The 26,390-nt window shown below is 33.7% G+C and carries 39 protein-coding genes; 37 read left to right on the top strand and 2 right to left on the bottom strand.

Annotated features, from left to right (window positions below; genetic code table 11):
- Positions 1-32: 32 nt before the first annotated feature.
- The 33 genes from rplC (at position 33) to ctlX (ending at position 19,700) form a co-directional block, all read left to right on the top strand.
- A complete protein-coding gene (gene rplC, locus LJY17_RS14905; protein ID WP_073311718.1) occupies positions 33-650 on the top strand; it encodes a 50S ribosomal protein L3 in 618 nt (205 codons plus the stop codon).
- Positions 650-1,279, top strand: coding sequence for a 50S ribosomal protein L4 (gene rplD, locus LJY17_RS14910; protein WP_073311716.1), 630 nt, complete (start codon positions 650-652; stop codon positions 1,277-1,279). The genes rplC and rplD overlap by 1 nt, the downstream gene beginning before the upstream one ends.
- A 6-nt stretch (positions 1,280-1,285) precedes the next feature.
- A complete protein-coding gene (rplW, locus tag LJY17_RS14915) occupies positions 1,286-1,576 on the top strand; it encodes a 50S ribosomal protein L23 (RefSeq protein ID WP_264544603.1) in 291 nt (96 codons plus the stop codon).
- A 10-nt stretch (positions 1,577-1,586) separates the two neighbouring features.
- Positions 1,587-2,411 (top strand): 50S ribosomal protein L2, encoded by an 825-nt coding sequence (rplB, locus tag LJY17_RS14920; protein WP_264544604.1) that lies wholly within the window; start codon positions 1,587-1,589, stop codon positions 2,409-2,411.
- A 6-nt stretch (positions 2,412-2,417) separates the two neighbouring features.
- The gene (gene rpsS, locus LJY17_RS14925) at positions 2,418-2,696 is read left to right on the top strand and encodes a 30S ribosomal protein S19 (protein ID WP_073311710.1); all 279 of its coding nucleotides are present in this window, start codon (positions 2,418-2,420) and stop codon (positions 2,694-2,696) included.
- A gap of 8 nt (positions 2,697-2,704) precedes the next feature.
- Positions 2,705-3,115 (top strand): 50S ribosomal protein L22, encoded by a 411-nt coding sequence (rplV, locus tag LJY17_RS14930; RefSeq protein ID WP_073311708.1) that lies wholly within the window; start codon positions 2,705-2,707, stop codon positions 3,113-3,115.
- 5 nt (positions 3,116-3,120) lie between these two features.
- Complete coding sequence (rpsC, locus tag LJY17_RS14935) at positions 3,121-3,861, top strand: 30S ribosomal protein S3 (RefSeq protein WP_264544605.1); 741 nt, start codon at positions 3,121-3,123, stop codon at positions 3,859-3,861.
- An 18-nt stretch (positions 3,862-3,879) separates the two neighbouring features.
- Positions 3,880-4,305, top strand: coding sequence for a 50S ribosomal protein L16 (gene rplP / locus LJY17_RS14940; protein WP_073311705.1), 426 nt, complete (start codon positions 3,880-3,882; stop codon positions 4,303-4,305).
- Between the two features lie 11 nt (positions 4,306-4,316).
- On the top strand, positions 4,317-4,508 hold the full coding sequence (gene rpmC, locus LJY17_RS14945) for a 50S ribosomal protein L29 (protein ID WP_060383160.1): 192 nt from the start codon (positions 4,317-4,319) through the stop codon (positions 4,506-4,508).
- 15 nt (positions 4,509-4,523) lie between these two features.
- Complete coding sequence (gene rpsQ, locus LJY17_RS14950; RefSeq protein ID WP_073311703.1) at positions 4,524-4,781, top strand: 30S ribosomal protein S17; 258 nt, start codon at positions 4,524-4,526, stop codon at positions 4,779-4,781.
- A gap of 2 nt (positions 4,782-4,783) precedes the next feature.
- Positions 4,784-5,152, top strand: coding sequence for a 50S ribosomal protein L14 (rplN, locus tag LJY17_RS14955; protein WP_014166275.1), 369 nt, complete (start codon positions 4,784-4,786; stop codon positions 5,150-5,152).
- Between the two features lie 12 nt (positions 5,153-5,164).
- The gene (gene rplX / locus LJY17_RS14960) at positions 5,165-5,479 is read left to right on the top strand and encodes a 50S ribosomal protein L24 (protein ID WP_073311701.1); all 315 of its coding nucleotides are present in this window, start codon (positions 5,165-5,167) and stop codon (positions 5,477-5,479) included.
- Positions 5,480-5,481: 2 nt separating this feature from the next.
- Complete coding sequence (gene rplE, locus LJY17_RS14965) at positions 5,482-6,033, top strand: 50S ribosomal protein L5 (RefSeq protein WP_264544606.1); 552 nt, start codon at positions 5,482-5,484, stop codon at positions 6,031-6,033.
- A 3-nt stretch (positions 6,034-6,036) separates the two neighbouring features.
- Positions 6,037-6,306, top strand: a complete 270-nt coding sequence (rpsN, locus tag LJY17_RS14970; RefSeq protein WP_073311697.1) for a 30S ribosomal protein S14 — start codon at positions 6,037-6,039, stop codon at positions 6,304-6,306.
- Positions 6,307-6,413: 107 nt separating this feature from the next.
- A complete protein-coding gene (gene rpsH / locus LJY17_RS14975) occupies positions 6,414-6,812 on the top strand; it encodes a 30S ribosomal protein S8 (RefSeq protein WP_264544607.1) in 399 nt (132 codons plus the stop codon).
- A gap of 14 nt (positions 6,813-6,826) precedes the next feature.
- Positions 6,827-7,372 carry a 50S ribosomal protein L6 gene (gene rplF, locus LJY17_RS14980; protein ID WP_264544608.1) on the top strand — a complete coding sequence of 182 codons (546 nt, stop codon included), beginning with the start codon at positions 6,827-6,829 and terminating at the stop codon, positions 7,370-7,372.
- 11 nt (positions 7,373-7,383) lie between these two features.
- Positions 7,384-7,737 (top strand): 50S ribosomal protein L18, encoded by a 354-nt coding sequence (gene rplR, locus LJY17_RS14985; RefSeq protein WP_264544609.1) that lies wholly within the window; start codon positions 7,384-7,386, stop codon positions 7,735-7,737.
- Positions 7,738-7,741: 4 nt separating this feature from the next.
- Positions 7,742-8,266: a 30S ribosomal protein S5 gene (gene rpsE, locus LJY17_RS14990; protein WP_073311689.1), complete on the top strand. Its 525-nt coding sequence runs from the start codon at positions 7,742-7,744 to the stop codon at positions 8,264-8,266.
- Positions 8,267-8,278: 12 nt separating this feature from the next.
- On the top strand, positions 8,279-8,458 hold the full coding sequence (gene rpmD / locus LJY17_RS14995) for a 50S ribosomal protein L30 (protein ID WP_264544610.1): 180 nt from the start codon (positions 8,279-8,281) through the stop codon (positions 8,456-8,458).
- Between the two features lie 14 nt (positions 8,459-8,472).
- Complete coding sequence (rplO, locus tag LJY17_RS15000) at positions 8,473-8,925, top strand: 50S ribosomal protein L15 (RefSeq protein WP_073311685.1); 453 nt, start codon at positions 8,473-8,475, stop codon at positions 8,923-8,925.
- 13 nt (positions 8,926-8,938) lie between these two features.
- A complete protein-coding gene (gene secY, locus LJY17_RS15005) occupies positions 8,939-10,285 on the top strand; it encodes a preprotein translocase subunit SecY (RefSeq protein WP_264544611.1) in 1,347 nt (448 codons plus the stop codon).
- Between the two features lies 1 nt (position 10,286).
- Complete coding sequence (gene infA, locus LJY17_RS15010) at positions 10,287-10,502, top strand: translation initiation factor IF-1 (protein ID WP_007136545.1); 216 nt, start codon at positions 10,287-10,289, stop codon at positions 10,500-10,502.
- Positions 10,503-10,512: 10 nt separating this feature from the next.
- A complete protein-coding gene (ykgO, locus tag LJY17_RS15015; protein ID WP_002987490.1) occupies positions 10,513-10,629 on the top strand; it encodes a type B 50S ribosomal protein L36 in 117 nt (38 codons plus the stop codon).
- A 2-nt stretch (positions 10,630-10,631) separates the two neighbouring features.
- Positions 10,632-11,006: a 30S ribosomal protein S13 gene (gene rpsM, locus LJY17_RS15020; protein WP_073311683.1), complete on the top strand. Its 375-nt coding sequence runs from the start codon at positions 10,632-10,634 to the stop codon at positions 11,004-11,006.
- Between the two features lie 11 nt (positions 11,007-11,017).
- Positions 11,018-11,401, top strand: a complete 384-nt coding sequence (gene rpsK / locus LJY17_RS15025; protein ID WP_073311682.1) for a 30S ribosomal protein S11 — start codon at positions 11,018-11,020, stop codon at positions 11,399-11,401.
- Positions 11,402-11,489: 88 nt separating this feature from the next.
- The gene (rpsD, locus tag LJY17_RS15030) at positions 11,490-12,095 is read left to right on the top strand and encodes a 30S ribosomal protein S4 (RefSeq protein WP_264544612.1); all 606 of its coding nucleotides are present in this window, start codon (positions 11,490-11,492) and stop codon (positions 12,093-12,095) included.
- A 23-nt stretch (positions 12,096-12,118) separates the two neighbouring features.
- Complete coding sequence (locus LJY17_RS15035; RefSeq protein WP_073311678.1) at positions 12,119-13,111, top strand: DNA-directed RNA polymerase subunit alpha; 993 nt, start codon at positions 12,119-12,121, stop codon at positions 13,109-13,111.
- Positions 13,112-13,173: 62 nt separating this feature from the next.
- Positions 13,174-13,659: a 50S ribosomal protein L17 gene (gene rplQ / locus LJY17_RS15040; RefSeq protein ID WP_264544613.1), complete on the top strand. Its 486-nt coding sequence runs from the start codon at positions 13,174-13,176 to the stop codon at positions 13,657-13,659.
- Positions 13,660-13,748: 89 nt separating this feature from the next.
- Positions 13,749-14,858: a glutamine-hydrolyzing carbamoyl-phosphate synthase small subunit gene (gene carA, locus LJY17_RS15045; RefSeq protein WP_264544614.1), complete on the top strand. Its 1,110-nt coding sequence runs from the start codon at positions 13,749-13,751 to the stop codon at positions 14,856-14,858.
- A gap of 100 nt (positions 14,859-14,958) precedes the next feature.
- Positions 14,959-16,251, top strand: coding sequence for a phosphopyruvate hydratase (gene eno, locus LJY17_RS15050; protein ID WP_264544615.1), 1,293 nt, complete (start codon positions 14,959-14,961; stop codon positions 16,249-16,251).
- A gap of 165 nt (positions 16,252-16,416) precedes the next feature.
- The gene (locus LJY17_RS15055; RefSeq protein WP_264544616.1) at positions 16,417-17,700 is read left to right on the top strand and encodes a citrate synthase; all 1,284 of its coding nucleotides are present in this window, start codon (positions 16,417-16,419) and stop codon (positions 17,698-17,700) included.
- Between the two features lie 111 nt (positions 17,701-17,811).
- Complete coding sequence (locus tag LJY17_RS15060; RefSeq protein WP_264544617.1) at positions 17,812-18,768, top strand: arginase; 957 nt, start codon at positions 17,812-17,814, stop codon at positions 18,766-18,768.
- A complete protein-coding gene (gene ctlX, locus LJY17_RS15065) occupies positions 18,768-19,700 on the top strand; it encodes a citrulline utilization hydrolase CtlX (RefSeq protein ID WP_264544618.1) in 933 nt (310 codons plus the stop codon). The genes LJY17_RS15060 and ctlX overlap by 1 nt, the downstream gene beginning before the upstream one ends.
- Before the next feature lie 63 nt (positions 19,701-19,763).
- Here the strand turns inward: ctlX and LJY17_RS15070 are convergent, their stop codons facing one another.
- Positions 19,764-20,399, bottom strand: a complete 636-nt coding sequence (locus LJY17_RS15070; protein ID WP_264544619.1) for a MarC family NAAT transporter — start codon at positions 20,397-20,399, stop codon at positions 19,764-19,766.
- Between the two features lie 111 nt (positions 20,400-20,510).
- On the opposite strand from LJY17_RS15070, the gene LJY17_RS15075 reads away from it, so the two are divergent.
- On the top strand, positions 20,511-20,867 hold the full coding sequence (locus LJY17_RS15075; protein WP_264544620.1) for a CoA-binding protein: 357 nt from the start codon (positions 20,511-20,513) through the stop codon (positions 20,865-20,867).
- On the opposite strand, the gene LJY17_RS15080 is transcribed toward LJY17_RS15075, so the two are convergent.
- Entirely contained in the window at positions 20,864-22,360 is a 1,497-nt protein-coding gene (locus LJY17_RS15080; RefSeq protein ID WP_264544621.1) for a sodium:solute symporter, read from the bottom strand. The genes LJY17_RS15075 and LJY17_RS15080 overlap by 4 nt on opposite strands.
- 86 nt (positions 22,361-22,446) lie before the next feature.
- Here LJY17_RS15080 and recR point away from each other — a divergent pair, with 86 nt between their 5' ends.
- From recR to LJY17_RS15095, 3 genes are all read left to right on the top strand, one after another.
- Positions 22,447-23,067 (top strand): recombination mediator RecR, encoded by a 621-nt coding sequence (gene recR / locus LJY17_RS15085; protein ID WP_264544622.1) that lies wholly within the window; start codon positions 22,447-22,449, stop codon positions 23,065-23,067.
- Positions 23,068-23,130: 63 nt separating this feature from the next.
- Positions 23,131-23,919, top strand: coding sequence for a polysaccharide biosynthesis/export family protein (locus LJY17_RS15090; protein ID WP_264544623.1), 789 nt, complete (start codon positions 23,131-23,133; stop codon positions 23,917-23,919).
- A 5-nt stretch (positions 23,920-23,924) separates the two neighbouring features.
- Complete coding sequence (locus tag LJY17_RS15095) at positions 23,925-26,381, top strand: polysaccharide biosynthesis tyrosine autokinase (RefSeq protein ID WP_264544624.1); 2,457 nt, start codon at positions 23,925-23,927, stop codon at positions 26,379-26,381.
- The last annotated feature ends 9 nt before the right edge of the window (positions 26,382-26,390 follow it).

Below are 26,390 nucleotides of genomic sequence, written 5' to 3' on the forward strand. Positions count from 1 at the left end.
AAATTTTATAAATAATTAATAATTAGTTTAATATGTCTGGGTTAATCGGAAAGAAAATCGGAATGACTAGCATCTTTGATGAGAACGGGAAAAACATCCCTTGTACTGTTATTGAAGTAGGTCCTTGCGTAGTTACCCAAGTCAGAACCAATGAGGTTGACGGGTATGAGGCTCTTCAACTTGGTTTCGATGACAAAACTGAAAAGCACACTACAAAAGCTGCTGAAGGTCACTTCAAGAAAGCGGGTACTGTTGCTAAGAAGAAAGTTGTTGAGTTCCAAGGATTTGAAAACGAGCACAAATTAGGTGATGTTATCACTGTAGATCTATTCTCTGAAGGGGAGTTTGTAGATGTTCAAGGTGTTTCTAAAGGTAAAGGTTTCCAAGGTGTTGTAAAACGTCACGGTTTTGGTGGTGTTGGACAAGCTACGCATGGTCAGCACAACCGTTTAAGAGCGCCAGGTTCTGTAGGAGCTTCATCTTATCCATCTAGAGTATTCAAAGGGATGCGTATGGCTGGAAGAATGGGTGGAGATAATGTAAAAGTACAAAATCTTAGAGTTTTAAAAGTAGTTGCTGAAAAGAACTTACTTGTTGTTAAAGGATGTGTTCCTGGTCACAAAGACTCTTATGTAATCGTTCAGAAGTAATGGAAGTAAAAGTTTTAGATATCAACGGAAAAGAAACTGGAAGAAAAGTTCAACTTTCTGATTCAGTTTTCGCAATTGAGCCTAACAAACACGCTGTTTACTTAGATGTTAAGCAATATCTTGCTAATCAAAGACAAGGTACGCACAAAGCTAAGGAAAGAGCTGAAGTTGCAGGTAGTACTCGCAAAATCAAAAAGCAAAAAGGTACTGGTACAGCTCGTGCTGGTAGTGCTAAATCTCCTGTATTCAAAGGAGGAGGAACAATCTTTGGTCCAAGACCAAGAAGTTATTCTTTCAAATTGAATAAAGCTTTAAAAAGATTAGCTCGTAAATCAGCTTTCTCTATCAAAGCGCAAGAATCAAATTTAATCGTAGTAGAAGACTTCACATTTGAAGCTCCAAGTACTAAAAATTTCACTAACGTATTGAAAGCGTTAGGATTAGAAAACAAAAAATCTTTATTCGTTTTAGGTGATACAAATAAAAATGTATATTTGTCGTCTCGTAATTTGAAAGGGTCTTCTGTTGTAACTAATTCAGAATTAAGTACTTATGCGATATTAAACGCAAATAATTTAGTTCTTTTAGAGGGATCTTTAGAAGGAATTGAAGAAAATTTAAGCAAATAATAGGCCATGAGTATCATTATTAAACCTATCGTTACAGAAAAAATAACTAAAGACGGTGAAGTATTCAATCGTTTTGGTTTCGTTGTAGATAAAAAAGCTAACAAAGTAGAAATTAAGAAAGCTGTTGAGGCTGCTTATGGAGTTACTGTTGTTGAAGTAAATACAATGAATGTACGTCCAGATCGTTCAACTAAATATACAAAAAGTGGAATGATTTCTGGTAAAACTAATGCTTACAAAAAAGCAATTGTACAAGTACAAGAAGGAGAAACAATAGATTTTTACAACAATATCTAAGTAAAAAAAGATGTCAGTAAGAAAATTAAAACCTATTACCCCGGGTCAGCGTTTTAGAGTTGTTAATGGTTTTGACGCCATTACAACTGATAAGCCGGAGCGTTCATTAATAGCACCGATAAAAAACTCAGGAGGTAGAAATAGTCAAGGAAAAATGACCATGCGTTACACAGGTGGTGGTCACAAACAAAGATATCGTATCATTGATTTCAAAAGAACTAAAGATGGTATTCCAGCTACAGTGAAATCAATCGAGTATGATCCAAACAGAACTGCTTTTATCGCATTATTAGCTTATGCAGATGGTGCTAAAACGTATATCATTGCTCAAAATGGTTTGCAAGTAGGTCAAAAAGTGGTATCAGGTGCTGATGCAGCTCCAGAAATTGGTAACACTTTACCATTAAGTAAAATCCCTCTAGGTACAGTTATTTCTTGTATCGAATTACGTCCAGGTCAAGGTGCGGTTATCGCTCGTTCTGCAGGTACATTCGCGCAATTAATGGCTCGTGATGGTAAATATGCTACTATCAAAATGCCTTCTGGAGAAACTAGACTTATTTTGTTAACTTGTTCTGCAACAATTGGTGCAGTATCTAACTCAGATCACCAGTTAATCGTTTCTGGTAAAGCAGGTAGATCTAGATGGTTAGGTAGAAGACCTAGAACGAGACCAGTAGCGATGAACCCAGTTGATCACCCAATGGGAGGTGGTGAAGGACGTTCATCTGGAGGTCACCCACGTTCAAGAAAAGGTTTACCAGCTAAAGGTTACAGAACCCGTGCTAAACAAAACCCGAGCAACAAGTATATTGTAGAACGTAGAAAGAAATAATAAGATATGGCACGTTCATTAAAAAAAGGACCTTTCGTACACTATAAATTAGAGAAGAAAGTACAAGAAAATATCGAAGGTGGTAACAAAGGAGTTGTTAAGACTTGGTCTAGAGCTTCAATGATTACTCCTGATTTCGTAGGACAAACAATAGCAGTTCACAACGGTCGTCAATTTGTTCCAGTATATGTTACTGAAAACATGGTAGGACACAAGTTAGGTGAATTTTCACCAACAAGATCTTTTAGAGGTCACGCTGGAGCTAAAAATAAAGGTAAAAAATAAAAGAAGACATGGGAGTTCGTAAAAGAGAAACGGCAGAAGCAAGAAAAGAGGCTAACAAGTCTTTAGCATTTGCTAAATTGAATAACTGCCCTACTTCACCTAGAAAAATGCGCTTAGTAGCAGACTTGGTAAGAGGTCAGAAAGTTGAGAATGCACTAAATATATTAAGATTTAGTCAAAAAGAAGCTTCAAGAAAATTAGAAAAACTATTATTATCTGCAATCAACAACTGGGAGCAAAAAAATAGTGAAGGTAATGTAGCTGAAGCAGGCTTATTTGTAAAAGAGATCAAAGTAGACGGTGGTATGATGTTAAAAAGACTTCGTCCAGCTCCACAAGGTCGCGCACACAGAATTAGAAAACGCTCAAATCACGTAACAATCGTTTTAGGAGCTATTAATAACACACAAAGCAATTAATAAAGATGGGACAAAAGACAAATCCAATCGGAAATCGCCTTGGTATCATCAGAGGATGGGATTCTAACTGGTATGGTGGAAATGACTACGGTGATAAAATCGCCGAGGACTACAAAATCAGAAAGTACATTCATGCTCGTTTATCAAAAGCTAGTGTATCAAAAGTAATCATCGAGAGAACTTTAAAGCTTGTAACCGTTACTATCACTACTGCTAGACCTGGTATCATTATCGGAAAAGGTGGACAAGAGGTAGACAAGTTAAAAGAAGAGCTTAAGAAAATTACTGACAAAGAGGTTCAAATCAACATCTTTGAAATCAAAAGACCTGAGTTAGATGCTTATTTAGTTGCAAATAGTATCTGTCGTCAAATTGAAAGCCGTATTTCTTACAGAAGAGCTATCAAAATGGCAATCGCTGCATCAATGAGAATGAATGCAGAAGGAATCAAAGTAATGATTTCTGGTCGTTTAAACGGAGCTGAAATGGCACGTTCAGAAAGTTTCAAAGAAGGACGTATTCCTCTATCAACTTTCAGAGCAGACATCGATTATGCTTTAGCTGAGGCTCACACTACTTATGGTAGAATGGGTGTTAAAGTTTGGATCATGAAAGGTGAAGTTTACGGAAAGAGAGATCTTTCTCCACTTGTAGGTATGGATAAAAAAGCTGCAGCTGGTAAAGGTGGTGATGCTCCAAGAGGAGGAAAGCCAAACGGTAAACAAGGAGCTCGTAAGAGAAAGTAATTTTTAAATTAAAGAAAAATGTTACAGCCTAAAAGAACAAAATACCGTAAGGTACAAAAAGGTAGAATGAAAGGGAACTCTAATAGAGGGCATGAACTTTCAAATGGAATGTTTGGAATTAAATCTGTACATGAAGATGGTGCTTTCTTAACGTCTCGTCAAATTGAGGCAGCTCGTATCGCAGCTACTCGTTACATGAAACGTGAAGGACAATTATGGATTAAAATTTTCCCAGATAAGCCAATTACAAAGAAACCTCTTGAGGTACGTATGGGTAAAGGTAAAGGTGCAGTTGAATACTGGGCTGCTGTTGTTAAACCAGGAAGAATTATGTTTGAGGTAGGTGGTGTGCCACTAGCTGTTGCAAAAGAGGCTTTACGTCTTGCAGCACAAAAATTACCAGTAAAAACTAAATTCGTCGTTGCTAGAGATTTCGAAGCATAATAAATAAGATTATGAAACAATCAGAAATTAAAAATCTATCTGCAGCTGAGTTACAAGAGAAGCTAGTTCAATTAAAAAAGACTTATGCCGACCTAAAAATTGCTCATGCTATTTCTCCAATCGAGAATCCACTTCAAATTAGAAGTATTAGACGTTCAGTAGCAAGAATTGCAACTGAATTAACTAAAAGAGAGCTTCAATAATATTCAGCTGAAAAGATGGAAAAAAGAAATTTAAGAAAAGAAAGAATTGGTGTTGTTACATCTAACAAAATGGATAAGTCTATTGTTGTTTCTCAAGTAACAAGAGTAAAACACCCATTATATGGTAAGTTCGTGTTAAAAACTAAGAAATATGTTGCACACGACGAAACAAACGACTGTAACATTGGTGATACAGTAAAGATCATGGAAACAAGACCTTTATCAAAATCAAAATGTTGGAGATTAGTTGAAATCATTGAAAGAGCTAAATAATTATGGTACAACAGGAATCAAGACTAAAAGTAGCAGATAATACGGGAGCTAAAGAAGTTTTAACTATCCGTGTTTTAGGTGGAACGAAAAGACGTTATGCCTCAGTTGGTGACAAAATTGTAGTAGCTATCAAAGATGCAACACCTAACGGAAACGTTAAAAAAGGTGCTGTTTCAACTGCAGTTGTTGTAAGAACTAAAAAAGAAGTAAGAAGAGCTGATGGATCTTACATCCGTTTCGATGATAACGCTTGTGTATTGTTAAATGCAGCAGGTGAGATGAGAGGAACACGTGTATTCGGACCTGTAGCTAGAGAACTTCGTGAAAAACAATTCATGAAAATTGTATCATTAGCACCAGAAGTGCTTTAATTATTAATTACGATGATAAAGCTAAAAATAAAATCAGGAGATACTGTAAAAGTTATTGCAGGTGACCATAAAGGTGCTGAAGGTAAAGTTTTACGTGTACTTCGCGAGAAAAATAAAGCGGTAGTTGAGGGAGTAAACTTCGTGTCTAAACACACTAAGCCAAGTGCTAAAAATCCTCAAGGTGGAATCGTTAAGAAAGAAGCTCCTATTCATATCTCTAATATCGCTTTAATTGATCCTAAAACTAAGTCTGCGACTAGAGTAGGTTCAAAAGTTGAAGGGGATAAGAAAGTAAGAGTTTCTAAAAAATCTAATCAAGTATTATAGTCATGACTTATATACCTAGACTAAAAGAAGAATATAAGAGCAGAGTAATTGCTGCTCTTACAGCAGAATTCGGTTACAAAAACGTAATGCAAGTTCCTAAATTGGAGAAAATCGTTTTAAGTAAAGGAGTTGGTGCGGCTGTATCTGATAAAAAACTTATCGATTACGCTGTAGAAGAGTTGACAAAAATTACTGGTCAAAAAGCAGTAGCTACTATTTCTAAAAAAGACGTTGCGTCTTTCAAATTAAGAAAAGGTATGCCAATTGGTGCTAAAGTAACTTTACGTGGAGAAAGAATGTATGAATTCTTAGATCGCTTAATTACGGCTTCATTACCACGTGTAAGAGATTTTGGTGGAATTAAATCTTCAGGTTTCGACGGAAGAGGTAATTACAACTTAGGAGTTCTTGAGCAAATCATCTTCCCCGAAATTGATATTGATAAAGTGAATAAAATTTCTGGTATGGATATTACTTTTGTAACTTCTGCCGATACAGACAAAGAAGCAAAATCATTATTAGCTGAATTAGGTTTACCTTTTAAAAAGAATTAAGACATGGCTAAAGAATCAATGAAAGCCCGCGAGGTTAAAAGACAAAAAACGGTAGAAAAATATGCAGAGAAAAGAAAAGCTTTGTTAGAAGCTGGAGATTATGCTGCTTTACAAAAGTTACCGAAAAATGCTTCACCAGTTCGTTTACACAATCGTTGTAAATTAACAGGTAGACCAAGAGGGTATATGCGTCAATTCGGTATTTCGCGTGTAACATTCCGTGAAATGGCAAACAGTGGATTGATTCCAGGAGTTAAAAAAGCTTCTTGGTAGTTTGCAAAAAAGTATTATATTTGCAAACTTAAAATATTAAAGTTTAATAGGTTAAAGGTTCAACTCACTGAGGGTGAGTTGAAAACCATAACCACAATTTGTTTATAATGTATACAGATCCAATTGCGGATTATCTTACGAGAGTTAGAAATGCAGTAAAAGCAAACCACAAAGTGGTTGAAATCCCTGCGTCTAACTTGAAAAAAGAAATCACAAAAATCTTATTCGATCAAGGTTATATTCTTAGCTACAAGTTCGAAGACAGTACTGTTCAAGGTACTATCAAAATTGCCCTTAAGTATGATAAAGATACTAAAGAGCCAGTAATTAAAGATATTCAAAGAATTAGTAAACCAGGTTTACGTAAGTATGCAGGTGCTTCTAAATTACCAAGAATTTTGAATGGTTTAGGTATTGCTATCGTGTCAACTTCAAAAGGAGTTATGACTGGAAAACAAGCTAAACAATTAAATGTTGGTGGTGAGGTAATCTGTTACGTATACTAAAAAAGAGATAAGAAATGTCAAGAATAGGTAAAAATCCAATTGCAATTCCAGCTGGCGTAACTGTAGAAGTTAAGGATGCTGTTGTTACAGTTAAAGGAAAACTAGGGCAACTTTCTCAAGAGTTTACAAACAATGTTACTGTAACTGTTGAAGAAAATCAAGTTCTTGTTTCAAGAGCTGCCGATAGCAAAGAAGAGAGAGCTCAACACGGTTTGTATAGAGCTTTAATCAATAATATGATTACTGGTGTGTCTACTGGTTTTACTAAAGAATTAGAATTTGTGGGAGTTGGTTACAGAGCTTCTAATCAAGGAAATAAACTTGATTTGGCTTTGGGTTACTCGCACAATATCGTTTTAGAGGTTGCGCCTGAGGTTGTTGTAGAAACAATTTCTGAAAAAGGTAAAAACCCTATCGTAAAATTAACTTCTTATGACAAACAACTTTTAGGTCAGGTTGCTGCGAAAATCAGAGGTTTCCGTAAGCCTGAACCATACAAAGGAAAAGGTATTAAGTTTGTAGGTGAAGTATTAAGAAGAAAAGCAGGTAAATCAGCTTAAAAAATAAGGTTATGTCATTAACAAAAACTGATAGAAGACAAAGAATACAGTACAGAATTAGAAAAATTGTTAGCGGAACTGCTGCAAGACCTCGTTTATCTGTATTCAGAAGTAACAAAGAAATCTATGCTCAGCTTATAGATGATGTAAACGGTGTTACATTATTAGCAGCTTCTTCTCGCGAAAAAGGTGTTGATACTAAAGGAACTAAAGTAGAAATTGCTGCGGCAGTTGGTAAATTAGTTGCAGAGAAAGCTTTAAAAGCTGGTATCGATAATGTTACATTTGATAGAGGTGGATATTTATACCACGGTCGTGTTCAATCATTAGCAGAAGGCGCTAGAGCCGCTGGATTAAAATTCTAAAATTATGTATCATAATTATAAAAACGTAGAACTAGTAAAACCAAGTGGTCTTGAATTGAAAGATCGTTTAGTTAGTGTTAATCGTGTTACTAAGGTTACAAAAGGTGGTAGAGCTTTCGGGTTTTCTGCAATTGTAGTAGTAGGTGATGAGCATGGTGTAGTTGGTCACGGATTAGGAAAATCTAAAGATGTTTCTGAAGCAATCGCTAAAGCGGTGGAAGATGCTAAGAAAAATTTAGTGAGAATTCCTTTAAGTGGTCATTCAGTTCCTCATGAGCAAAAAGGTAAATTTGGTGGAGCAAGAGTATTTTTAATGCCTGCTTCTCACGGTACCGGAGTAATTGCTGGAGGTGCTGTTCGTGCCGTACTTGAATCAGTAGGGGTGCACGATGTATTGTCTAAATCTCAAGGATCTTCAAACCCTCACAATGTAGTTAAAGCAACTTTCGATGCTTTATTACAAATGAGAAGCGCAGTTACTGTAGCTAAGCAAAGAGGAGTTTCTTTAGAGAAAGTATTTAAAGGTTAATTCAAGGAAATTATGGCAAAGATTAAAGTAAAACAAGTAAGAAGCAAAATCAACTGTCCAGTAAACCAAAAAAGAGTATTAGAATCTTTGGGTTTACGTAAAATGGGTCAAGTTGTTGAGCACGATGCAAATCCTGCTATCCTTGGAATGGTAAATAAAGTTAAACACTTAGTTTCTGTAGAAGAAGCTTAATAACTAATATTGTTATGAATTTAAGTAATTTACAACCAGCTGAAGGTTCAACGCACAACCAAAACAAAAGAGTAGGTAGAGGTGAAGGTTCTGGAAAAGGTGGTACTGCTGCACGTGGTCACAAAGGAGCTAAGTCTCGTTCTGGTTATTCTAAAAAAATTGGTTTTGAAGGAGGGCAAATGCCGCTTCAAAGACGTGTACCTAAATTTGGTTTCAAAAATATCAATAGAGTTGAATATCAAGGTGTAAACCTAGATACTTTACAAGCTCTTGTTGATAACGGATATGCTACTGATACTGTAGATTTCGCTACATTAGTAGAAAACCGTTTAGCTACTAAAACTGAAGTTGTTAAGATTTTAGGAAGAGGTGAGCTTAAAGCTAAATTAAAAGTAAGTGCACACAAATTCACGGCTACTGCTAAAGCTGCTATCGAAGCTGCTGGTGGTGAAGCTATAGAATTATAATTTTCTGAACACGATGAAAAAATTTATTGAATCGTTACAAAACGTTTGGAAAATAGAGGAACTAAAAAACAGAATCCTAATTACATTAGGATTTCTGTTAGTTTATCGTTTTGGCGCTCAAGTAACGTTACCAGGTATAGATGCTTCTAAATTACAAGGATTAACTAATCAAACAGATAAAGGTATTGGTTGGTTAATTGACGTGTTTACAGGTGGAGCATTTTCACAAGCCTCGGTATTTGCTTTGGGTATTATGCCTTACATTTCTGCTTCAATTGTAGTACAGTTAATGGGAATTGCAATTCCTTATTTACAAAAACTTCAAAATGAAGGAGAAAGTGGTAGAAAGAAGATGAATCAAATCACAAGATGGTTAACAATTGGAATCACTTTAGTGCAAGGTCCTGGTTATATCTATAACTTATACCGTACACTTCCAGCTGATGCTTTCTTATTAGGATTTAATTCATTCGGATTTCTATTCTCGTCAGTAATTATTTTAACTACAGGAACTATTTTTGCAATGTGGTTAGGAGAAAAAATTACTGATAAAGGTATTGGAAACGGTATTTCATTATTAATCCTTGTTGGAATTGTTGCTAGAATGCCACAAGCATTTATTCAAGAATTCTCATCAGTAGTTAGTAATAATAACGGAGGACCAATGTTAATTGTTCTTGAAGTTATTATTTGGCTATTAGTAATCATTGCATGTATATTAATGGTTATGGCAGTTCGTAAAGTCCCTGTACAATATGCTCGTCGTTCAGTTTCTGGAGACTTAGAGCAAGATTTAATGGGAGGTAACCGTCAATTTATACCATTAAAATTAAATGCATCTGGAGTTATGCCAATCATTTTTGCCCAAGCAATCATGTTTATACCAGCAGCAATTGCAGGTTTATCATCTTCAGAAACAGCAAGATCTATTAGCACAAGATTTCAAAATATTTTTGGATGGGAGTACAACCTGTTATTTGCAACGTTAATTATAGTATTTACTTATTTTTACACTGCAATTACAGTTCCTACTAATAAGATGGCTGACGATTTAAAAAGAAGTGGTGGATTCATTCCAGGTGTTAAACCAGGAGTTGAAACTGCTGACTTTTTAGATAGAGTGATGTCTTTAATTACATTCCCTGGATCATTATTCCTTGCGTTACTTGCTGTGTTCCCAGCAATAGTTCAAACTGCAATGGGGGTACAAACGCAATGGGCTTTGTTCTTTGGAGGTACATCATTATTAATTTTGGTTGGAGTAGCAATTGATACTGTTCAACAAATTAATTCATATTTGTTAAATAAACATTATGATGGTTTGATGAAAAGTGGTAAAAACAGAAAAGCAGTAGCTTAATATGGCAAAACAATCAGCAATAGAACAAGACGGATCAATTATTGAAGCATTGTCAAATGCAATGTTCCGTGTTGAGTTAGAAAATGGACATATCGTAATTGCTCACATTTCAGGAAAGATGCGTATGCATTATATCAAATTATTACCTGGTGATAAAGTGAAACTTGAAATGAGTCCATACGATTTGTCAAAAGCAAGAATTACTTATAGATACTAAAGCTACTAAAATGAAAGTAAGAGCATCAGTAAAGAAGAGAAGTGCCGAGTGCATTATCGTTCGTAGAAAAGGAAGATTATACGTTATTAACAAAAAGAATCCTAGATTTAAACAAAGACAAGGATAATTATGGCAAGAATAGCAGGGGTAGATATCCCAAAAAACAAAAGAGGAGTTATTGCTTTGACATATATCTTCGGAATTGGAAAAAGCAGAGCTATTGAGATCTTAGAAAAGGCTCAAGTAAGTCAAGACAAAAAAGTTCAAGACTGGAATGACGACGAAATTGGAGCAATCCGTGACGCAGTTTCATACTACAAAATTGAAGGTGAATTACGTTCAGAAACTTCATTAAACATCAAACGTTTAATGGATATTGGATGCTACAGAGGAATCCGTCATAGAGCAGGTCTTCCATTAAGAGGACAAAGAACTAAAAACAATTCTAGAACTAGAAAAGGTAAAAGAAAAACTGTTGCTAACAAGAAAAAAGCAACTAAATAATAAGTAGTAATATGGCTAAGACAAGCACAAAAAAACGTAAAGTTATCGTTGAGTCGACAGGAGAAGCGCATATTAGTGCAACTTTTAACAACATCATCATTTCGTTAACTAACAAAAAAGGTGAAGTTGTTTCATGGTCATCTGCTGGTAAAATGGGCTTCAGAGGTTCTAAAAAGAATACTCCGTATGCAGCTCAAATGGCAGCTGAAGACTGTTCAAAAGTAGCATTAGAAGCTGGACTTAAAAAGGTGAAAGTTTTTGTGAAAGGTCCTGGAAATGGTAGAGAATCTGCAATCAGATCAATTCATAATTCAGGAATAGAAGTAACAGAAATTATCGACGTTACTCCACTTCCACACAACGGATGTCGTCCTCCAAAAAGACGTAGAGTTTAATTTATTTAAGTATAACACTAGGTAGAAAACAGATTATCGGAGGATTTGACGACCTGAATTCATAATCTCTACCTTAAAATTTTTTAAAATGGCAAGATATACTGGTCCAAAAACAAAAATTGCTCGTAAGTTTGGCGAAGCAATCTTCGGAGATGATAAAGCCTTCGAGAAAAGAAATTACCCTCCAGGGCAACATGGTTTAGCTAAAAAGAGAGGTAAAAAATCTGAATACGCTATCCAGTTAATGGAAAAGCAAAAAGCTAAATATACTTACGGTATTTTAGAAAAACAATTCAGAAACTTATTCGAAAAAGCGGCTGCTTCTAAAGGTGTAACAGGTGAAATCCTTTTACAATTATGTGAAGCTCGTTTAGATAACGTAGTTTTCAGAATGGGTATCGCTCCGTCTAGAAGAGCTGCACGTCAAATTGTATCTCACAGACATATTACTGTAAATGGTGAAGTGGTTAACGTTCCTTCTTACCATTTAAAACCTGGTGACAAAGTTGCTGTTCGTGAAAAATCTAAATCTTTAGAAGCTATCGAACGTTCTTTATCTGCATCTTCTCACGTATATGAATGGATTACTTGGAATAACGATACTAAAGAAGGTACTTTCGTGTCTGTTCCTCAAAGAATCCAAATTACTGAGAATATCAAAGAACAACTTATCGTCGAATTGTACAACAAATAATAATTGACATCAGTCGAAAATTTATGGCAATATTTAATTTTCAAAAGCCCGATAAAGTTATCATGATCGATTCTACTGACTTCGAAGGAAAATTCGAATTCAGACCTCTTGAACCAGGTTACGGATTGACTGTTGGTAACGCACTTAGAAGAGTTTTACTTTCAGCATTGGAAGGATATGCTATCACATCTGTTCGTATCGAAGGTGTTGATCATGAATTCTCTACTATTTCTGGTGTTGTTGAAGATGTTACTGAAATTATCCTTAATCTAAAACAAGTACGTTTCAAACGTCAAATTGAAGATATCGATAACGAAGCTGTGACAATATCAATCACAGGAAAAGATCAAGTTACTGCTGGGGATTTCCAAAAATTTATTTCTGGGTTCCAAGTGTTAAACCCTGAGTTGGTAATTTGTAACCTTGATAGTAAAGTTAACCTTAATATGGAACTTACTATTGAGAAAGGTAGAGGATATGTGCCAGCAGAAGAAAACAAAAAACAAAACGCTGCAATAGGTACAATCTTTACAGATTCAATCTTTACACCAGTAAAGAACGTGAAGTATGCTATCGAAAACTTCCGTGTAGAGCAAAAAACGGATTATGAAAAATTAGTTTTTGAAATTAAAACTGATGGATCTATTCATCCAAAAGATGCTCTTACTGAAGCTGCAAAAGTATTAATTCACCACTTTATGTTGTTCTCTGATGAGAGAATTACATTGGAGGCTGATGAAATTGCTCAAACAGAATCATATGATGAAGAATCATTACACATGAGACAGTTGTTGAAAACTAAACTTGTGGACATGGACTTATCTGTAAGAGCTTTAAATTGCTTAAAAGCAGCTGAAGTTGATACGTTGGGCGACTTAGTATCGTTTAATAAAAATGACTTAATGAAGTTCCGTAACTTTGGTAAAAAATCATTAACTGAGCTTGATGAATTAGTTGCCAATAAGAATTTAACATTCGGAATGGACTTGTCAAAATACAAATTAGATAAAGAATAATTTACTTCATATTTTGCTCTCCAAAGAGGATTGAAGCAAGATGAAGTTTAAAAAGCAATGTCATGAGACACGGAAAAAAAGTAAATCATTTAAGCAGACAGGCAGGACATAGAAAAGCTATGTTGGCTAATATGGCATGTTCATTAATCGAACACAAGCGTATTAACACTACTGTTGCTAAAGCGAAAGCGTTAAAACAATTTGTTGAGCCGCTTATCACTAAATCAAAAGAAGATACTACTCACAATCGTCGTATCGTTTTCTCATACTTAAAAAGCAAATACGCTGTAACTGATTTATTCAGAGATGTAGCTGCTAAAGTTGGTGACCGTCCTGGAGGATATACTCGTATCATCAAGTTAGGAAACCGTTTAGGGGATAACGCAGATATGGCTATGATTGAGTTAGTGGATTTCAACGAAATCTACAACGGTGGTAAAAAAGAAGTTAAAAAAGCAAAAAGTCGTCGTGGTGGTGCTAAAGCTAAAAAAGCTGATGCTACTCCTGAAGCTCCTGCAACTGAAGAATCTTCTGAATCTGCTGAATAATTATGATGCTCAATTCATAAATATAAAAAAGGATAAACATTTTAGTTTATCCTTTTTTTTTGAATAAATTTGTCAAACTTTACACAACAATGCAACACACAACAAAACAGTCTGCTATTTTACTACTTGCAGACGGTACTATTTTTCACGGAAAGTCAATTGGAATTAAAGGGAAAACCTTTGGAGAAGTATGTTTTAATACCGGAACAACAGGTTATCAGGAGATTTTTACAGATCCTTCTTACTTTGGGCAAATTATGGTAACTACTAATGCTCACATTGGCAATTATGGTGTAAATGCTGAAGAAGTAGAATCAGATAGAATTATGATCTCTGGTTTAGTTTGCAAAAACTTTTCAATGTTTCATTCTCGTCCAGATTCTGAAAGTAATTTGTACGATTATTTTGAAAAGCAAAATTTGATATGTATCTCTGATGTAGATACTCGCGCTTTAGTAAGTTATATTAGAGATAATGGAGCACAAAATGCGGTCATTTGTACAGATGGAACTTCGGTGGAAGAATTAAAACAATTATTAGCAGCGACTCCAGATATGGAAGGTTTAGAATTGGCTTCTAAAGTTTCAACTAAAGAGCCTTATTTCTTTGGAGATGAAAATGCTACTTATAAAATTTCAGCTCTTGACTTAGGAATCAAAAAGAACATACTTAGAAATTTTGCAAAAAGAGATTGTTATATAAAAGTTTTTCCTTACAATGCTAGTTACGAGGATATGAAATCTTTTAATCCTGATGGTTTCTTTTTGTCTAATGGACCAGGTGATCCAGATCCTTTATTTAGTGCTCAAGATGTTGCTCGCCAAATTTTAGCTCAAAACAAACCGTTATTTGGTATATGTTTAGGACATCAAGTGATTGCTTTAGCAAATGGTGTTTCAACCTATAAAATGTTTAACGGACACAGAGGAATTAATCATCCAGTTAAAAATTTAGTTACAGGTAAAGGAGAAATTACTTCTCAAAACCACGGTTTTGCTGTGAATAAAGAAGAGTTAGAGAAACACAATGAATTAGAAATTACTCACATACATTTAAACGATGGTACAGTGGCTGGAATGAGAATGAAATCTAAAAATTGCTTTTCGGTACAATATCACCCAGAAGCTAGTCCAGGACCGCACGATTCATCATATTTGTTTGATCAATTCATTGAAAATATAAAATCAAGTAAAAACTAAAACGTTATCGTTAATAACAATTTTATTTTGAAGAGTTATTCTTAATCCAGTTTGGATAAATTTGTAATTCATTCAAAAAGAAAATTAAAATATTGAAAATATGAGTATTATTATAAAAGTACATGCAAGACAAATTCTTGACTCAAGAGGTAATCCAACTATAGAAGTCGATGTGGTAACAGATAATGGGATTCTTGGTCGTGCAGCTGTTCCTTCTGGAGCATCTACAGGTGAGCATGAAGCTGTAGAATTACGTGACGGTGGAAAGGCTTTCATGGGTAAAGGGGTTTTAAAAGCGGTTGAAAATGTAAATACTACTATTGCAGAAGCTTTGGTTGGAACTTCGGTCTTTGAGCAAAATCTAATAGATAAAATAATGATTGAGTTGGATGGCACTCCAAACAAATCAAAATTAGGCGCAAATGCTATTTTAGGAGTTTCTTTGGCAGTAGCTAAAGCGGCAGCAAATGAATTAGGATTGCCTTTATATCGTTATGTAGGAGGTGTTTCTGGAAATACATTACCTGTGCCAATGATGAACATTATTAATGGGGGGTCTCATTCTGATGCGCCTATTGCTTTCCAAGAATTTATGATTATGCCAGTTAAGGCAACTTCTTTTACTCATGCAATGCAAATGGGAACTGAAATTTTCCATAACCTTAAAAAAGTATTACATGACAGAAACTTATCTACTGCAGTTGGAGATGAAGGAGGTTTTGCACCAAATTTAGCTGGTGGTACAGAAGATGCTTTAGATTCTATCAAATTAGCCGTAACAAATGCAGGTTATACTTTTGGTGATGATATCAAGATTGCTTTAGATTGTGCTGCGTCTGAATTTTATGTTGATGGTAAATACGATTATACAAAATTTGAAGGTGCTACTGGTAAAGTTAGAACTTCAGAAGAACAAGCTGATTATTTAGCAGAATTAGCGTCTAAATATCCAATTGTTTCTATTGAAGACGGAATGTATGAAGATGACTGGAAAGGTTGGAAATATTTAACAGATAAAATTGGAGATAAAGTACAATTAGTTGGAGACGATTTATTTGTAACGAATGTGGAGCGTTTATCTCGTGGTATTTCTGAAGGAATTGCTAATTCGATTTTGATTAAAGTTAACCAAATTGGTACTTTAACTGAAACAATTGCAGCAGTAAATATGGCTCATAATGCTGGATATACCTCTGTAATGTCTCACCGTTCAGGAGAAACTGAAGACAATACAATTGCAGATTTAGCAGTAGCTTTAAACTGTGGGCAAATCAAAACAGGTTCCGCTTCTCGTTCAGATCGTATGGCAAAATATAATCAGTTATTAAGAATTGAAGAGGAATTAGGAGATGTGGCTTATTTTCCAGGAGAGAGTGCTTTTAAAATGAAATAAATTATTTTAGTTTAATAATATTAAAAACCTGATAGTCAATTTCTATCAGGTTTTCTTTTTTTATCAAAGATTTAACGAAAACGTTTCAGTAAAACTTTTTTATTTAATACATATTTCGCTAAATTTGTTAAGTTATTTTAATAAGATTAATTCCCAAATTACATTATGTCAAAAACAGCGATATTAGAGTACGATGGCAATAAGTATGAGTTTCCAGTTATTATAGGGAGTGAAAACGAACCAGCTATCGACATTGAAAAATTACGTGCTTTAACTGGCGCGATTACCTTAGATCCAGGGTATAAAAATTCAGGTTCTTGTAAAAGTGATATTACTTTCCTTGATGGAGAAGAAGGAATTCTTCGTTATAGAGGTTATGCTATCGAAGATTTAGCTGAAAAAGCTGATTTCTTAGAAGTATCTTACCTTGTTATCTTTGGAGAGTTACCTACAAAATCACAATTAGAAAAATTTGAAAACAATATTCGTAAATACACTTTAGTAAACGAAGAAATGAAAAACATCATTGATGGTTTTCCAAAAACGGCTCATCCAATGGGTGTTTTATCTTCGCTTACAAGTGCCTTGACTGCCTTTAACCCTAAAGTGGTAAATGTAGAAAATGAGGCAGAAATGTATGAGGCAATTTGCAAAACTATGGGTAAATTCTTGGTTATTGCAACTTGGACGTATCGTAAAATGATGGGATTCCCATTAAACTATTATGATAACACTATTGGTTATGTAGACAATTTCATGAAATTAATGTTCTCATTACCAACAGGTCCTTATACTACTAACAAAACAGTTATCAATGCTTTAGATAAATTATTCATTCTTCATGCAGATCATGAACAAAACTGTTCTACGTCTACAGTAAGAATCGTTGGTTCTTCTCATGCTGGTTTATTTGCTTCAATCTCTGCAGGGGTTTCTGCATTATGGGGACCATTACACGGTGGTGCCAATCAAGCAGTTTTGGAAATGTTAGAGCAAATCCAAAAAGATGGAGGAGATGCACAAAAAGCATTAGCTAGAGCAAAAGATAAAGATGATCCATTCCGTTTAATGGGATTCGGACACAGAGTTTACAAAAATTTCGATCCAAGAGCAAAAATCATTAAAAAAGCAGCTGATGAAGTATTAGCTGAACTGGGAGTTAATGATCCTATTTTAAGTATCGCTAAGCAATTAGAAGAAGCAGCTTTAGTTGATCCTTATTTCGTTGACAGAAAATTATATCCAAACGTAGATTTCTATTCAGGAATTATTTACCGTGCTTTAGGAATTCCTACAGATATGTTTACAGTATTATTCGCTATTGGTCGTCTTCCGGGTTGGATTGCACAATGGAAAGAAATGCGTATCAATAAAGAACCTATTGGTCGTCCTCGTCAGGTGTACACTGGTTATGCATTAAGACCATTCGTTCCAATGGATAAAAGATAAATCTTTACTATTAAATACATTAAAAAGCTTCTCATTTAGAGAGGCTTTTTTTTATATTTGTCCGAAGATAGAATGCTTTAAACTTTTATCTATAATCAAATAAAAAACTTTATGAGTACCAATGTTACTTTTTTAATCAACAAATCTGAAATTACAGCCGGTACACGCGGAGCATCTTTGGGACCAGATGCTATTATAACTGCTGCCAGGAAAAAAGAGAGCTATATTTTTGGGGAAAATACTCTCGACAAAATTCAAAATGTTAACCGATATTTAGATCAACCAACAAAATATCCTTTCGCCAAACGAATAGACGGATTGCTATCAATTTATGAAGAGCTAAATGCCAAAGTCTCTTCAATTCTTAAAAACAACTCTTTTCCAATCATTTTAGCTGCAGATCATGGTTCTGCAGGAGGAACTATATCAGGACTGAAATCAACTTTTCCAGATAAACGTATTGGAGCTGTTTGGATAGATGCGCATGCAGATATTCACACACCTTATACAACACCATCAGGTAATATGCACGGAATGCCATTGGCATCAGTAATGAATATCGATAATTTGGAATGTAAGATAAATGATGTTGATGCTGAAACTGAAGCACTTTGGAGTCAATTGAAAAATGTTGGAGGAACAAGCCAAAAAATATATCCTGACGATGTTGTTTATGTAGCTGTTCGTGATACCGAAGAACAAGAGGAAAGAATTATTGAGAAATTCGGAATAAAGTGGTTTACTGTTAATGATGTTCGTACTCAAGGTATTTCGGCGATAGTTGAAGGAATCAATGAGCATTTAAAAAATTGCGATATTATTTATGTTACTTTCGATGTAGATTCTATGGATCCTGATATGACTTCTCATGGTACAGGAACACCAGTTCCAGATGGAATTTCTCAATTGGAGGCTAAAGATTTATTAGTTGCTTTGGCACAAAATAAAAAAACGGCTTGTATTGAAATTGTTGAAGTAAATCCTTGTTTGGACGAGAAAGAAAATACAATGGCAGAAGTAACTCTTGACATTTTAGAAGCAGTTACTGATACTATAAAAAATAGATAATGCAGCAAATTACCAATACTATAGTAATGATTCGTCCTGTTTCATTTCGTAAGAATGAACAGACAGCGGTGAATAATTTTTATCAAAAAGAAAGCAATGGTATGCTTCCTGCTACTATTAATGCGAAAGCCCAACAAGAATTTGATGCTCTAGTTGTAAAGCTACAGGAAGTTGGTGTGAATGTTATTGTAGTAGATGATACGAAAGATACGGATACACCAGATGCAATTTTTCCAAATAATTGGATTTCTTTTCATGAAACGGGAGATGTAATTTTGTATCCAATGTTTGCTGAAAATAGAAGATTAGAACGTCGTGATGATATCTTGGATCTTTTGGAAGATGAAGGTTTTGTAATAAACGATGTGATGGATTATACTTCTGCTGAAGAAGAAGGTGTTTTCCTTGAAGGAACTGGAAGTATAGTTTTAGACAGAACAAATAATAAAGCATATTGCGCATTATCTCCTAGAGCTGATGAAGATTTGTTTATTGAGTTTTGCGAAGATTTTGAATATTCTCCAATAATCTTTAATGCATATCAAACAGTTGAAGGTAATCGTGAACTGATTTATCATACTAATGTAATGATGGCAATAGGTGAGACTTTCGCTGTAGTATGTTCTGAATGTATTGATGATAAAACAGAAAGAAAATCGGTTGTTGATAGTTTAAAACAAGACGATAAGGAAATTATTTATATCGCAGAAAACCAAGTAAGTGCTTTTGCTGGAAATATGCTTCAGATAAAAGGTGCTGATAAAAATTATTTGGTGATGAGCGAATCCGCTTATAACTCATTAAATAAAGGACAAATTGGTCAAATTGAAAAACATACATCTATTTTGTATTCAAATTTAGAAACTATTGAAAAATATGGCGGTGGAAGTGCTCGCTGTATGATGGCGGAAGTGTTTTTGCAAAAAGAATAAAATAGAAATAAAAAATCCCAAACTTTTTATGTTTGGGATTTTTATTTCAAATGAGTTTGAAATTTATTTTATAATGTGGCTGTTTTCAATAATCTTTAAAATAGCATTCACAATATATTGTACTCCAATAGCAATTACGAAAAATCCAACAATTCTTGAAATAGCTACGATTCCTGCTTCTCCAAGATATTTTACTAAATAATGTGCACTGTTTAGAACTAAGAAAATTGATAAGGCAACTGCCAGAATGGCTCCAACCGCAATAGAAATAGCAATCCAATTGTGATGTTCCTGGTAAAAAGCAATTAATAAAGAAATCGAACCTGGTCCTGCTAATAATGGCATAGCAAGCGGAGTTAAAGCAATGGCGTGTTTTTCTTGCGCTTCAGATTCTACTTTTTTATTAATCCCTTTGCGCTTTTTCACTTTTCCAGATAACAAACCAAATCCAGAATTAGCAATAATCATACCGCCTGCAATTCGAAGTGCTTCTAGACTAATTCCAAAAAATCGTAAGACATATTCACCCATAAAATAGGCGACAATCATAATGATAAAAACATTTATTGCTGTCCACAAAGATGTTTTCGAAAGTTCTTCACGTGTATAACCATTGGTTAGTCCAACAAAAACAGGGATGGCTCCAATAGGGTTTAATACAGAAAACAAAGCAGCGAAAATGTAGAAAAATAAATCCATAAGTTTTTTGCAAAATTAGCTTGGTAATAATTTTTTGATATGAAAGTAATGTTAAGGAATAGTTTATTTTCGATTAAAAATACTAATTTTATTTAGTAAAACAGAAATACAATGAAAACTTTAGTTATTGGGGCAAGTTCTAATCCTGAAAGATATTCTTTTTTGGCCATAAACAGATTGTTGAATCACAATCATGAAGTCGTAGCTATTGGATTAAAAAACGAAAATATTCTTGGTGTAGATGTTCAAAAAGGTTTTCCTAATTTTGAAGGGATCGATACAGTAACATTATATATTAATCCACAACGGCAAAATGAATATTATGATTACATTGTAGGTTTAAAACCAAGAAGGGTCATCTTTAATCCAGGTACAGAAAATCCTGAGTTTTATAAAATTCTTGATTTAAGCAAAATAAGTTATGAGGTTGCTTGTACTTTGGTTTTGCTGACAACTAACCAGTATTAAAACCTCGTTTCTCCAGTTGCTGGTTTACTGATGAATAATAGGCCAATAAAAGTAATTAATCCATTGATGATAATTAGTTCTTCTGCAATTGTATAACCTCCCAACCATACCGAGGAATATGTCGAAATGAAATAACAAATTGCTGGCGAAATTAAACAGATAACAGGAACTAATTTATCATTTACTGTTTTTGTTTTCATGAACAAACCAAAAGCATATAATCCTAAAAGCGGTCCGTAAGTATATGATGCAATTTTGAAAATCATCTTCACTACAGAAGCGTCATTCACCGCATTGAAAAACACAATCACTAAAAACATCAAAAAAGAAAATCCAATATGAACTAAATGTCGAGTTCTAACAATATTTGGATTATTAACGTTTTCGGTTTTTTCCATTCCCAAAAAGTCAACACAAAAAGATGTTGTTAAGGCAGTTAAAGCCGAATCGGTTGTGGCAAAGGTAGCTGCTGTAAGTCCTAATAAAAATACAATTGCAGGAATCAATCCCAGTGATTTTAAGGCTATTTCCGGAAATAGAAAATCTGTTCTGGCAACGTCATCAACCATAGGAACAGCAATTCCGTTTTTCTCGGCATACATATATAATAATGCTCCAACACTCAAGAAGAAGATGTTTATAACAACAAATATTCCTGTAAAAGTGAACATGTTTTTTTGTGCTTCACCAATGTTAGCACAACTCAAATTCTTTTGCATTAAATCTTGGTCAAGACCAACCATGGCAATAGTTACAAATATTCCACCTATGATTTGTTTCCAAAAATAATTTCCTTTTAGATAATCGTCAAAAAAGAAAACTTTAGAATATTGACTTTCTTTCACAGTTTGAAATGCTTGAAAAACACTCAAATCTAAACTTTTGCAAATAAAGAAAATAGTTAAAAATACTGAAGAAACTAAGAAGAATGTCTGTAAAGTATCTGTAATAATAATCGTTTTTAATCCGCCTTTATAGGTGTAAGCAAAAATCAATAATAGTGATAGAAAAACTGTAACGGTGAAAGGGATTCCATAATAATCAAAAACATAGCGTTGAAGTACAATAACCACTAAGTACAATCTAAAAGCTGATCCAATTGTGCGACTAATCAAGAAAATGGATGCAGCTGTTTTATAACTAGTTTTTCCAAGTCGTTGTTCGATATAGCCATAAATAGAAGTCAAATTCATTCTATAATACAATGGTAATAGGACAGTAGCAACAACTATAAAACCTATGGCATTTCCTAATACAAACTGAAAATATTTAAATTGTAAATCTGGATTGCCAACTTCACCCGGAACCGAAATAAAGGTTACTCCAGAAAGGGCAGTTCCAATCATCCCAAAAGCAACCAAATACCATTTAGAATTTTTGTTGGCTTTAAAAAAAGCATCATTTCCGCTGTTATTTTTACTCATAACGTGAGAAATGAAAAATAAAATTCCAAAATAGATTATGATAAGTGATAAAATTGCAAACGGGCTCATTGAAATGTTTTTAGATTGTGCCAATTTACATAAATAATCTTCAATTTTTCAAATTATACCACTCCCAAATTGACTATTTTTGCACAATGGATTTCTCTTCAAAATTATTAGAAAGCGCAGTAAATGAAATGTCACAGTTGCCAGGGATAGGTAAACGTACGGCTTTACGTTTGGTGTTACATTTGTTAAAGCAACCAAAGGAACAAACTGAGTTTTTGACAAATGCCTTGCAAAAAATGCGAGAGGATATAAAATTTTGTGAATCATGTCATAATATTTCAGATGTGGCTATTTGTGAAATTTGTGCTAACCCAAATAGAAATCATCACATCATTTGTGTGGTAGAAGATATAAGAGATGTAATGGCTATCGAAAATACAGGGCAATTTAGAGGGATTTATCACGTTCTTGGTGGGAAGATTTCGCCAATAGATGGGATAGGGCCAAGTCAATTGAATATTTCAAGCCTTGTCGAAAAAGTGAAGTTGGGAAATGTTCAGGAAATTATTTTTGCATTAAGTTCAACGATGGAAGGGGATACGACCAACTTTTATATCTATAAACAGATAAAAGATACAGGAATTATTACTTCTTCAATTGCAAGAGGAATTTCTGTAGGAGATGAACTTGAATATGCTGATGAAGTTACATTGGGAAGAAGTATAATTAACCGAATTCCGTTCGAGAATTCAATCAAGAATAATTAAAGGAATATGATTTCATTATTAGAAATGAAAAACTATATTTGTTTCCTTAAATTCACTCAAAATATGAATAAAATATATAGTTTTCTTTGTTTAATGTTTGTTGTTTTTATGACGTCATGTGTGTCTAATAAGGATTTGACTTATCTTCAAGATGCAAATGCAAAGAAAAATGGAACTTCAATAGAGGTTGTGCCTTTAAAGCCATATCGTATTCAAATAAATGATGTTTTGAGTATCAAATTAAAAGCATTAGATCAAAAATTGGTCGAAATGTTTAACTCTTCAACAAGTGGAGCCGTTGCTAATTCAACAGATGCATTATATTTTGATGGTTTTACTGTTAATGATCACGGAAATATTAGGGTTCCAGTGCTTGGTGAAATTGCGGTTTTAGGTTTGACTCTTGAAGAGGTTAGAGCAAAAGTCGAAAAACAATTGTTAGACGAATACTTTAATAAAGAAGCAGATTTGTTTGTTTTGGTAAAATTAGCAGGATTACGTTACACAACAAACGGGGAAGTACGTTCACCAGGAACAAAAACACTTTTTCAGGATAAAGTTACTATACTCGAAGCTATAGCAAACAGTGGTGATATAAATATCACTGGGAATCATAAAGAAGTAGTTTTGGTGAGGCAATATCCTCATGGAACAGAAGTTCATACAATAGATTTGACAAGTGTTGATGCCATAAAATCACCTTACTACTATATTCAGCCAAATGACTATATTTATGTAAAGCCAATAAAACAAAAAACATGGGGATTTGGTATAAATGGATTGCAATCGGTTACAACAATTTTAAGTGCGTTGTCTTTGGTTATAACTACGTATTTATTGATTAATAGATAATATTTATGCTCGATACAAAAGATTTTTCGTTTTTTGAAAGTCAAAATCATTTTGATTTTAAAGCTTTTTTTGTTAAAATCGTTGGGCATTGGGTATGGTTTATAGTAAGTTTAGTAATAGCTTTTACAATTGCCTATCAAATTAATGTTAGAAAACAAAAAATCTATGGTATTTCAACAATCATAGCTTACAAAGAAGAAAATAATCCTTTTTTTACTTCAAATACAAGTTTGGTTTTTAATTGGGGAGGTACATCTGACCAAGTACAAACTTTAATTACCACAATAAAATCAAGATCACATAATGAAATTGTTGTAAAACAACTTAATTATTATATCGAATATTTAAGGCAAGGGAAGTACAATATAGAAGATGCTTATGGTGAAGTCCCTTTTTATATCAATACTAATAAGAATCTACCTCAATTAAAAGGTCAACTTATAAACATTAAGTTTTTAAATCAAACAGAGTATGAACTTTCAATAAATTTTGAGAATCCAAGTGCTGTCATGTATAATTATGCAACAGAAACGGAAAGTAATACAAATGTTGTTGTAGGAGAGTTCAAGAAAAAATACAAAATTGGAGAACAAGTTTCTCTACCTTTTTTGCATTGGAAATTAGAGCTTACAGAAAATCCAGGTCTTTACGAAGGAGGGGATTACATGGTGAGGTTTGCTGATTTTAATGGTACTGTATCGAGTTATCAAGGTATTGATGTTGAGACTGATGCAAAAGCAGGTTCAATTTTGAAACTAAATCTTCAAGGTACTAATAAAGAAAGATTGGTTGATTACTTAAATGGTACTATTAATATATTGATGAATAGACAGTTGCAATTAAAGAATCAATTTGCAACTAATACGATATCTTTTATAGATAGTACTTTAGTGGCTATGGAGGGTCAACTTAAAAATACAGAGGATGAACTTAAAGATTTTAGTAGAGATAAAAATATTTTTGAGGTTGAAGCTGGTGGAGAACAAATTACATCTCAATTATCTGGACTTGATGTCGAAAAGGATTTATTAAATAGGAAGTTAAACTATTATAATTCTTTAAATTCATATTTAGTAAACAGCGTAGATTTTTCTAAACTTCCAGCCCCATCAGTAGCAGGAATTGATGATCCTAATATTATTTCAAATGTTTCAAAATTAACAGCATTGTCAGCTGAAAGGTCTGAAATGGCTTATACATTGAAGAATGAAAAAAAGTTTAAGGATTTTGATGTTCAAATGGATGCTTTAAAGAGTGTTTTACTCGAAAATATTTCTACAGCAAAAGCTTCTATTTTGTATGATTTAGGAGTTGTTAATAGAAAGATTGGTAAAGCAGAAAGTAACATAAGGAAATTGCCTGGGCAACAACAGGAATTAGTTAAAATAAATAGAAAATACGATCTTAATAAAAATATTTATAACACTTTTTTAGAGAAAAGAAGTGAAGCTGATATTGTTAAGGCGGCAAATTTGTCGGATATTCAATTTATTGATACAGCTAAGGATACAGGAGGAGGTTTGCTAGGTCCAAAAACAAGTGTGAATTATGTTTTAGCATTCTTGTTAGGATTACTAATACCTTTGATTCTAGTTTTTGTAAAGACTATTCTTGATAATACTATTAAAAATACAGGAGATATTGCTAGGCTTACAAAAATTCCTGTTATTGGTGTTATTGGTAAAAAGCATACAATTTCAAACTTGGCAGTTTTTGAAAAGCCTAAATCACCATTATCTGAAAGTTTTAGAGCAATACGTTCTTCTCTACAATTTTTATATAAAAAACAACAAGCAGGTACAAAAGTTCTAATGTTAACTTCATCAGTTGGGGGAGAAGGGAAAACTTTTTGTTCAATAAATATAGCAACTGTTTTTGCGTTGAGTGAAAAAAAGACTGTTATCGTTGGTCTTGATTTAAGAAAGCCTAAAATATTCGATGATTTTAAAATAGAAAATAATGTTGGTGTTGTTAACTATTTAATTGGTCAGAAATCAATTGATGAAATAGTTCAGAAAACACAAATTCCTTATCTTGACTTTATACCTTCTGGGCCAATACCTCCAAATCCTTCTGAGTTAATTATGGGAGAGAGTATGGAAGAAATGATTAATGAACTTAAAGGAAGATATGATTACATAATATTAGATACCCCTCCTGTGGGATTGGTTTCTGATGCATTAGAATTAACTCAGTTTTCTGATGCAACGTTATATGTTGTAAGACAAAATGTAACTAAAAATGATATGTTAACCTTGGTTAATAATAAACATAAAAGAGGAGAGCTTAATAACATAAGTATTGTCTTCAATGGATTTGAAATTAAAGCTAGATATGGCTATGGTTACGGTTATGGCTATGGTTACGGTTATGGCTATGGAAATTATGGAGAAGGTTATTTAGAAGTCGACGAGGTAAAAAGTCCAATTAGAAAAATAATAGATAAAATATTAAAAAAATAACTTAAACAA

It is taken from the genome of Flavobacterium hankyongi, assembly GCF_036840915.1.
Taxonomy (GTDB): Bacteria; Bacteroidota; Bacteroidia; order Flavobacteriales; family Flavobacteriaceae; genus Flavobacterium; species Flavobacterium hankyongi.

Coding starts and splice junctions, on each gene's coding strand:
- rplC (WP_073311718.1), top strand. CDS start 33: ATGTCTGGGTTAATCGGAAAGAAAATCGGAATGACTAGCATCTTTGAT.
- rplD (WP_073311716.1), top strand. CDS start 650: ATGGAAGTAAAAGTTTTAGATATCAACGGAAAAGAAACTGGAAGAAAA.
- rplW (WP_264544603.1), top strand. CDS start 1,286: ATGAGTATCATTATTAAACCTATCGTTACAGAAAAAATAACTAAAGAC.
- rplB (WP_264544604.1), top strand. CDS start 1,587: ATGTCAGTAAGAAAATTAAAACCTATTACCCCGGGTCAGCGTTTTAGA.
- rpsS (WP_073311710.1), top strand. CDS start 2,418: ATGGCACGTTCATTAAAAAAAGGACCTTTCGTACACTATAAATTAGAG.
- rplV (WP_073311708.1), top strand. CDS start 2,705: ATGGGAGTTCGTAAAAGAGAAACGGCAGAAGCAAGAAAAGAGGCTAAC.
- rpsC (WP_264544605.1), top strand. CDS start 3,121: ATGGGACAAAAGACAAATCCAATCGGAAATCGCCTTGGTATCATCAGA.
- rplP (WP_073311705.1), top strand. CDS start 3,880: ATGTTACAGCCTAAAAGAACAAAATACCGTAAGGTACAAAAAGGTAGA.
- rpmC (WP_060383160.1), top strand. CDS start 4,317: ATGAAACAATCAGAAATTAAAAATCTATCTGCAGCTGAGTTACAAGAG.
- rpsQ (WP_073311703.1), top strand. CDS start 4,524: ATGGAAAAAAGAAATTTAAGAAAAGAAAGAATTGGTGTTGTTACATCT.
- rplN (WP_014166275.1), top strand. CDS start 4,784: ATGGTACAACAGGAATCAAGACTAAAAGTAGCAGATAATACGGGAGCT.
- rplX (WP_073311701.1), top strand. CDS start 5,165: ATGATAAAGCTAAAAATAAAATCAGGAGATACTGTAAAAGTTATTGCA.
- rplE (WP_264544606.1), top strand. CDS start 5,482: ATGACTTATATACCTAGACTAAAAGAAGAATATAAGAGCAGAGTAATT.
- rpsN (WP_073311697.1), top strand. CDS start 6,037: ATGGCTAAAGAATCAATGAAAGCCCGCGAGGTTAAAAGACAAAAAACG.
- rpsH (WP_264544607.1), top strand. CDS start 6,414: ATGTATACAGATCCAATTGCGGATTATCTTACGAGAGTTAGAAATGCA.
- rplF (WP_264544608.1), top strand. CDS start 6,827: ATGTCAAGAATAGGTAAAAATCCAATTGCAATTCCAGCTGGCGTAACT.
- rplR (WP_264544609.1), top strand. CDS start 7,384: ATGTCATTAACAAAAACTGATAGAAGACAAAGAATACAGTACAGAATT.
- rpsE (WP_073311689.1), top strand. CDS start 7,742: ATGTATCATAATTATAAAAACGTAGAACTAGTAAAACCAAGTGGTCTT.
- rpmD (WP_264544610.1), top strand. CDS start 8,279: ATGGCAAAGATTAAAGTAAAACAAGTAAGAAGCAAAATCAACTGTCCA.
- rplO (WP_073311685.1), top strand. CDS start 8,473: ATGAATTTAAGTAATTTACAACCAGCTGAAGGTTCAACGCACAACCAA.
- secY (WP_264544611.1), top strand. CDS start 8,939: ATGAAAAAATTTATTGAATCGTTACAAAACGTTTGGAAAATAGAGGAA.
- infA (WP_007136545.1), top strand. CDS start 10,287: ATGGCAAAACAATCAGCAATAGAACAAGACGGATCAATTATTGAAGCA.
- ykgO (WP_002987490.1), top strand. CDS start 10,513: ATGAAAGTAAGAGCATCAGTAAAGAAGAGAAGTGCCGAGTGCATTATC.
- rpsM (WP_073311683.1), top strand. CDS start 10,632: ATGGCAAGAATAGCAGGGGTAGATATCCCAAAAAACAAAAGAGGAGTT.
- rpsK (WP_073311682.1), top strand. CDS start 11,018: ATGGCTAAGACAAGCACAAAAAAACGTAAAGTTATCGTTGAGTCGACA.
- rpsD (WP_264544612.1), top strand. CDS start 11,490: ATGGCAAGATATACTGGTCCAAAAACAAAAATTGCTCGTAAGTTTGGC.
- LJY17_RS15035 (WP_073311678.1), top strand. CDS start 12,119: ATGGCAATATTTAATTTTCAAAAGCCCGATAAAGTTATCATGATCGAT.
- rplQ (WP_264544613.1), top strand. CDS start 13,174: ATGAGACACGGAAAAAAAGTAAATCATTTAAGCAGACAGGCAGGACAT.
- carA (WP_264544614.1), top strand. CDS start 13,749: ATGCAACACACAACAAAACAGTCTGCTATTTTACTACTTGCAGACGGT.
- eno (WP_264544615.1), top strand. CDS start 14,959: ATGAGTATTATTATAAAAGTACATGCAAGACAAATTCTTGACTCAAGA.
- LJY17_RS15055 (WP_264544616.1), top strand. CDS start 16,417: ATGTCAAAAACAGCGATATTAGAGTACGATGGCAATAAGTATGAGTTT.
- LJY17_RS15060 (WP_264544617.1), top strand. CDS start 17,812: ATGAGTACCAATGTTACTTTTTTAATCAACAAATCTGAAATTACAGCC.
- ctlX (WP_264544618.1), top strand. CDS start 18,768: ATGCAGCAAATTACCAATACTATAGTAATGATTCGTCCTGTTTCATTT.
- LJY17_RS15070 (WP_264544619.1), bottom strand. CDS start 20,399: ATGGATTTATTTTTCTACATTTTCGCTGCTTTGTTTTCTGTATTAAAC.
- LJY17_RS15075 (WP_264544620.1), top strand. CDS start 20,511: ATGAAAACTTTAGTTATTGGGGCAAGTTCTAATCCTGAAAGATATTCT.
- LJY17_RS15080 (WP_264544621.1), bottom strand. CDS start 22,360: ATGAGCCCGTTTGCAATTTTATCACTTATCATAATCTATTTTGGAATT.
- recR (WP_264544622.1), top strand. CDS start 22,447: ATGGATTTCTCTTCAAAATTATTAGAAAGCGCAGTAAATGAAATGTCA.
- LJY17_RS15090 (WP_264544623.1), top strand. CDS start 23,131: ATGAATAAAATATATAGTTTTCTTTGTTTAATGTTTGTTGTTTTTATG.
- LJY17_RS15095 (WP_264544624.1), top strand. CDS start 23,925: ATGCTCGATACAAAAGATTTTTCGTTTTTTGAAAGTCAAAATCATTTT.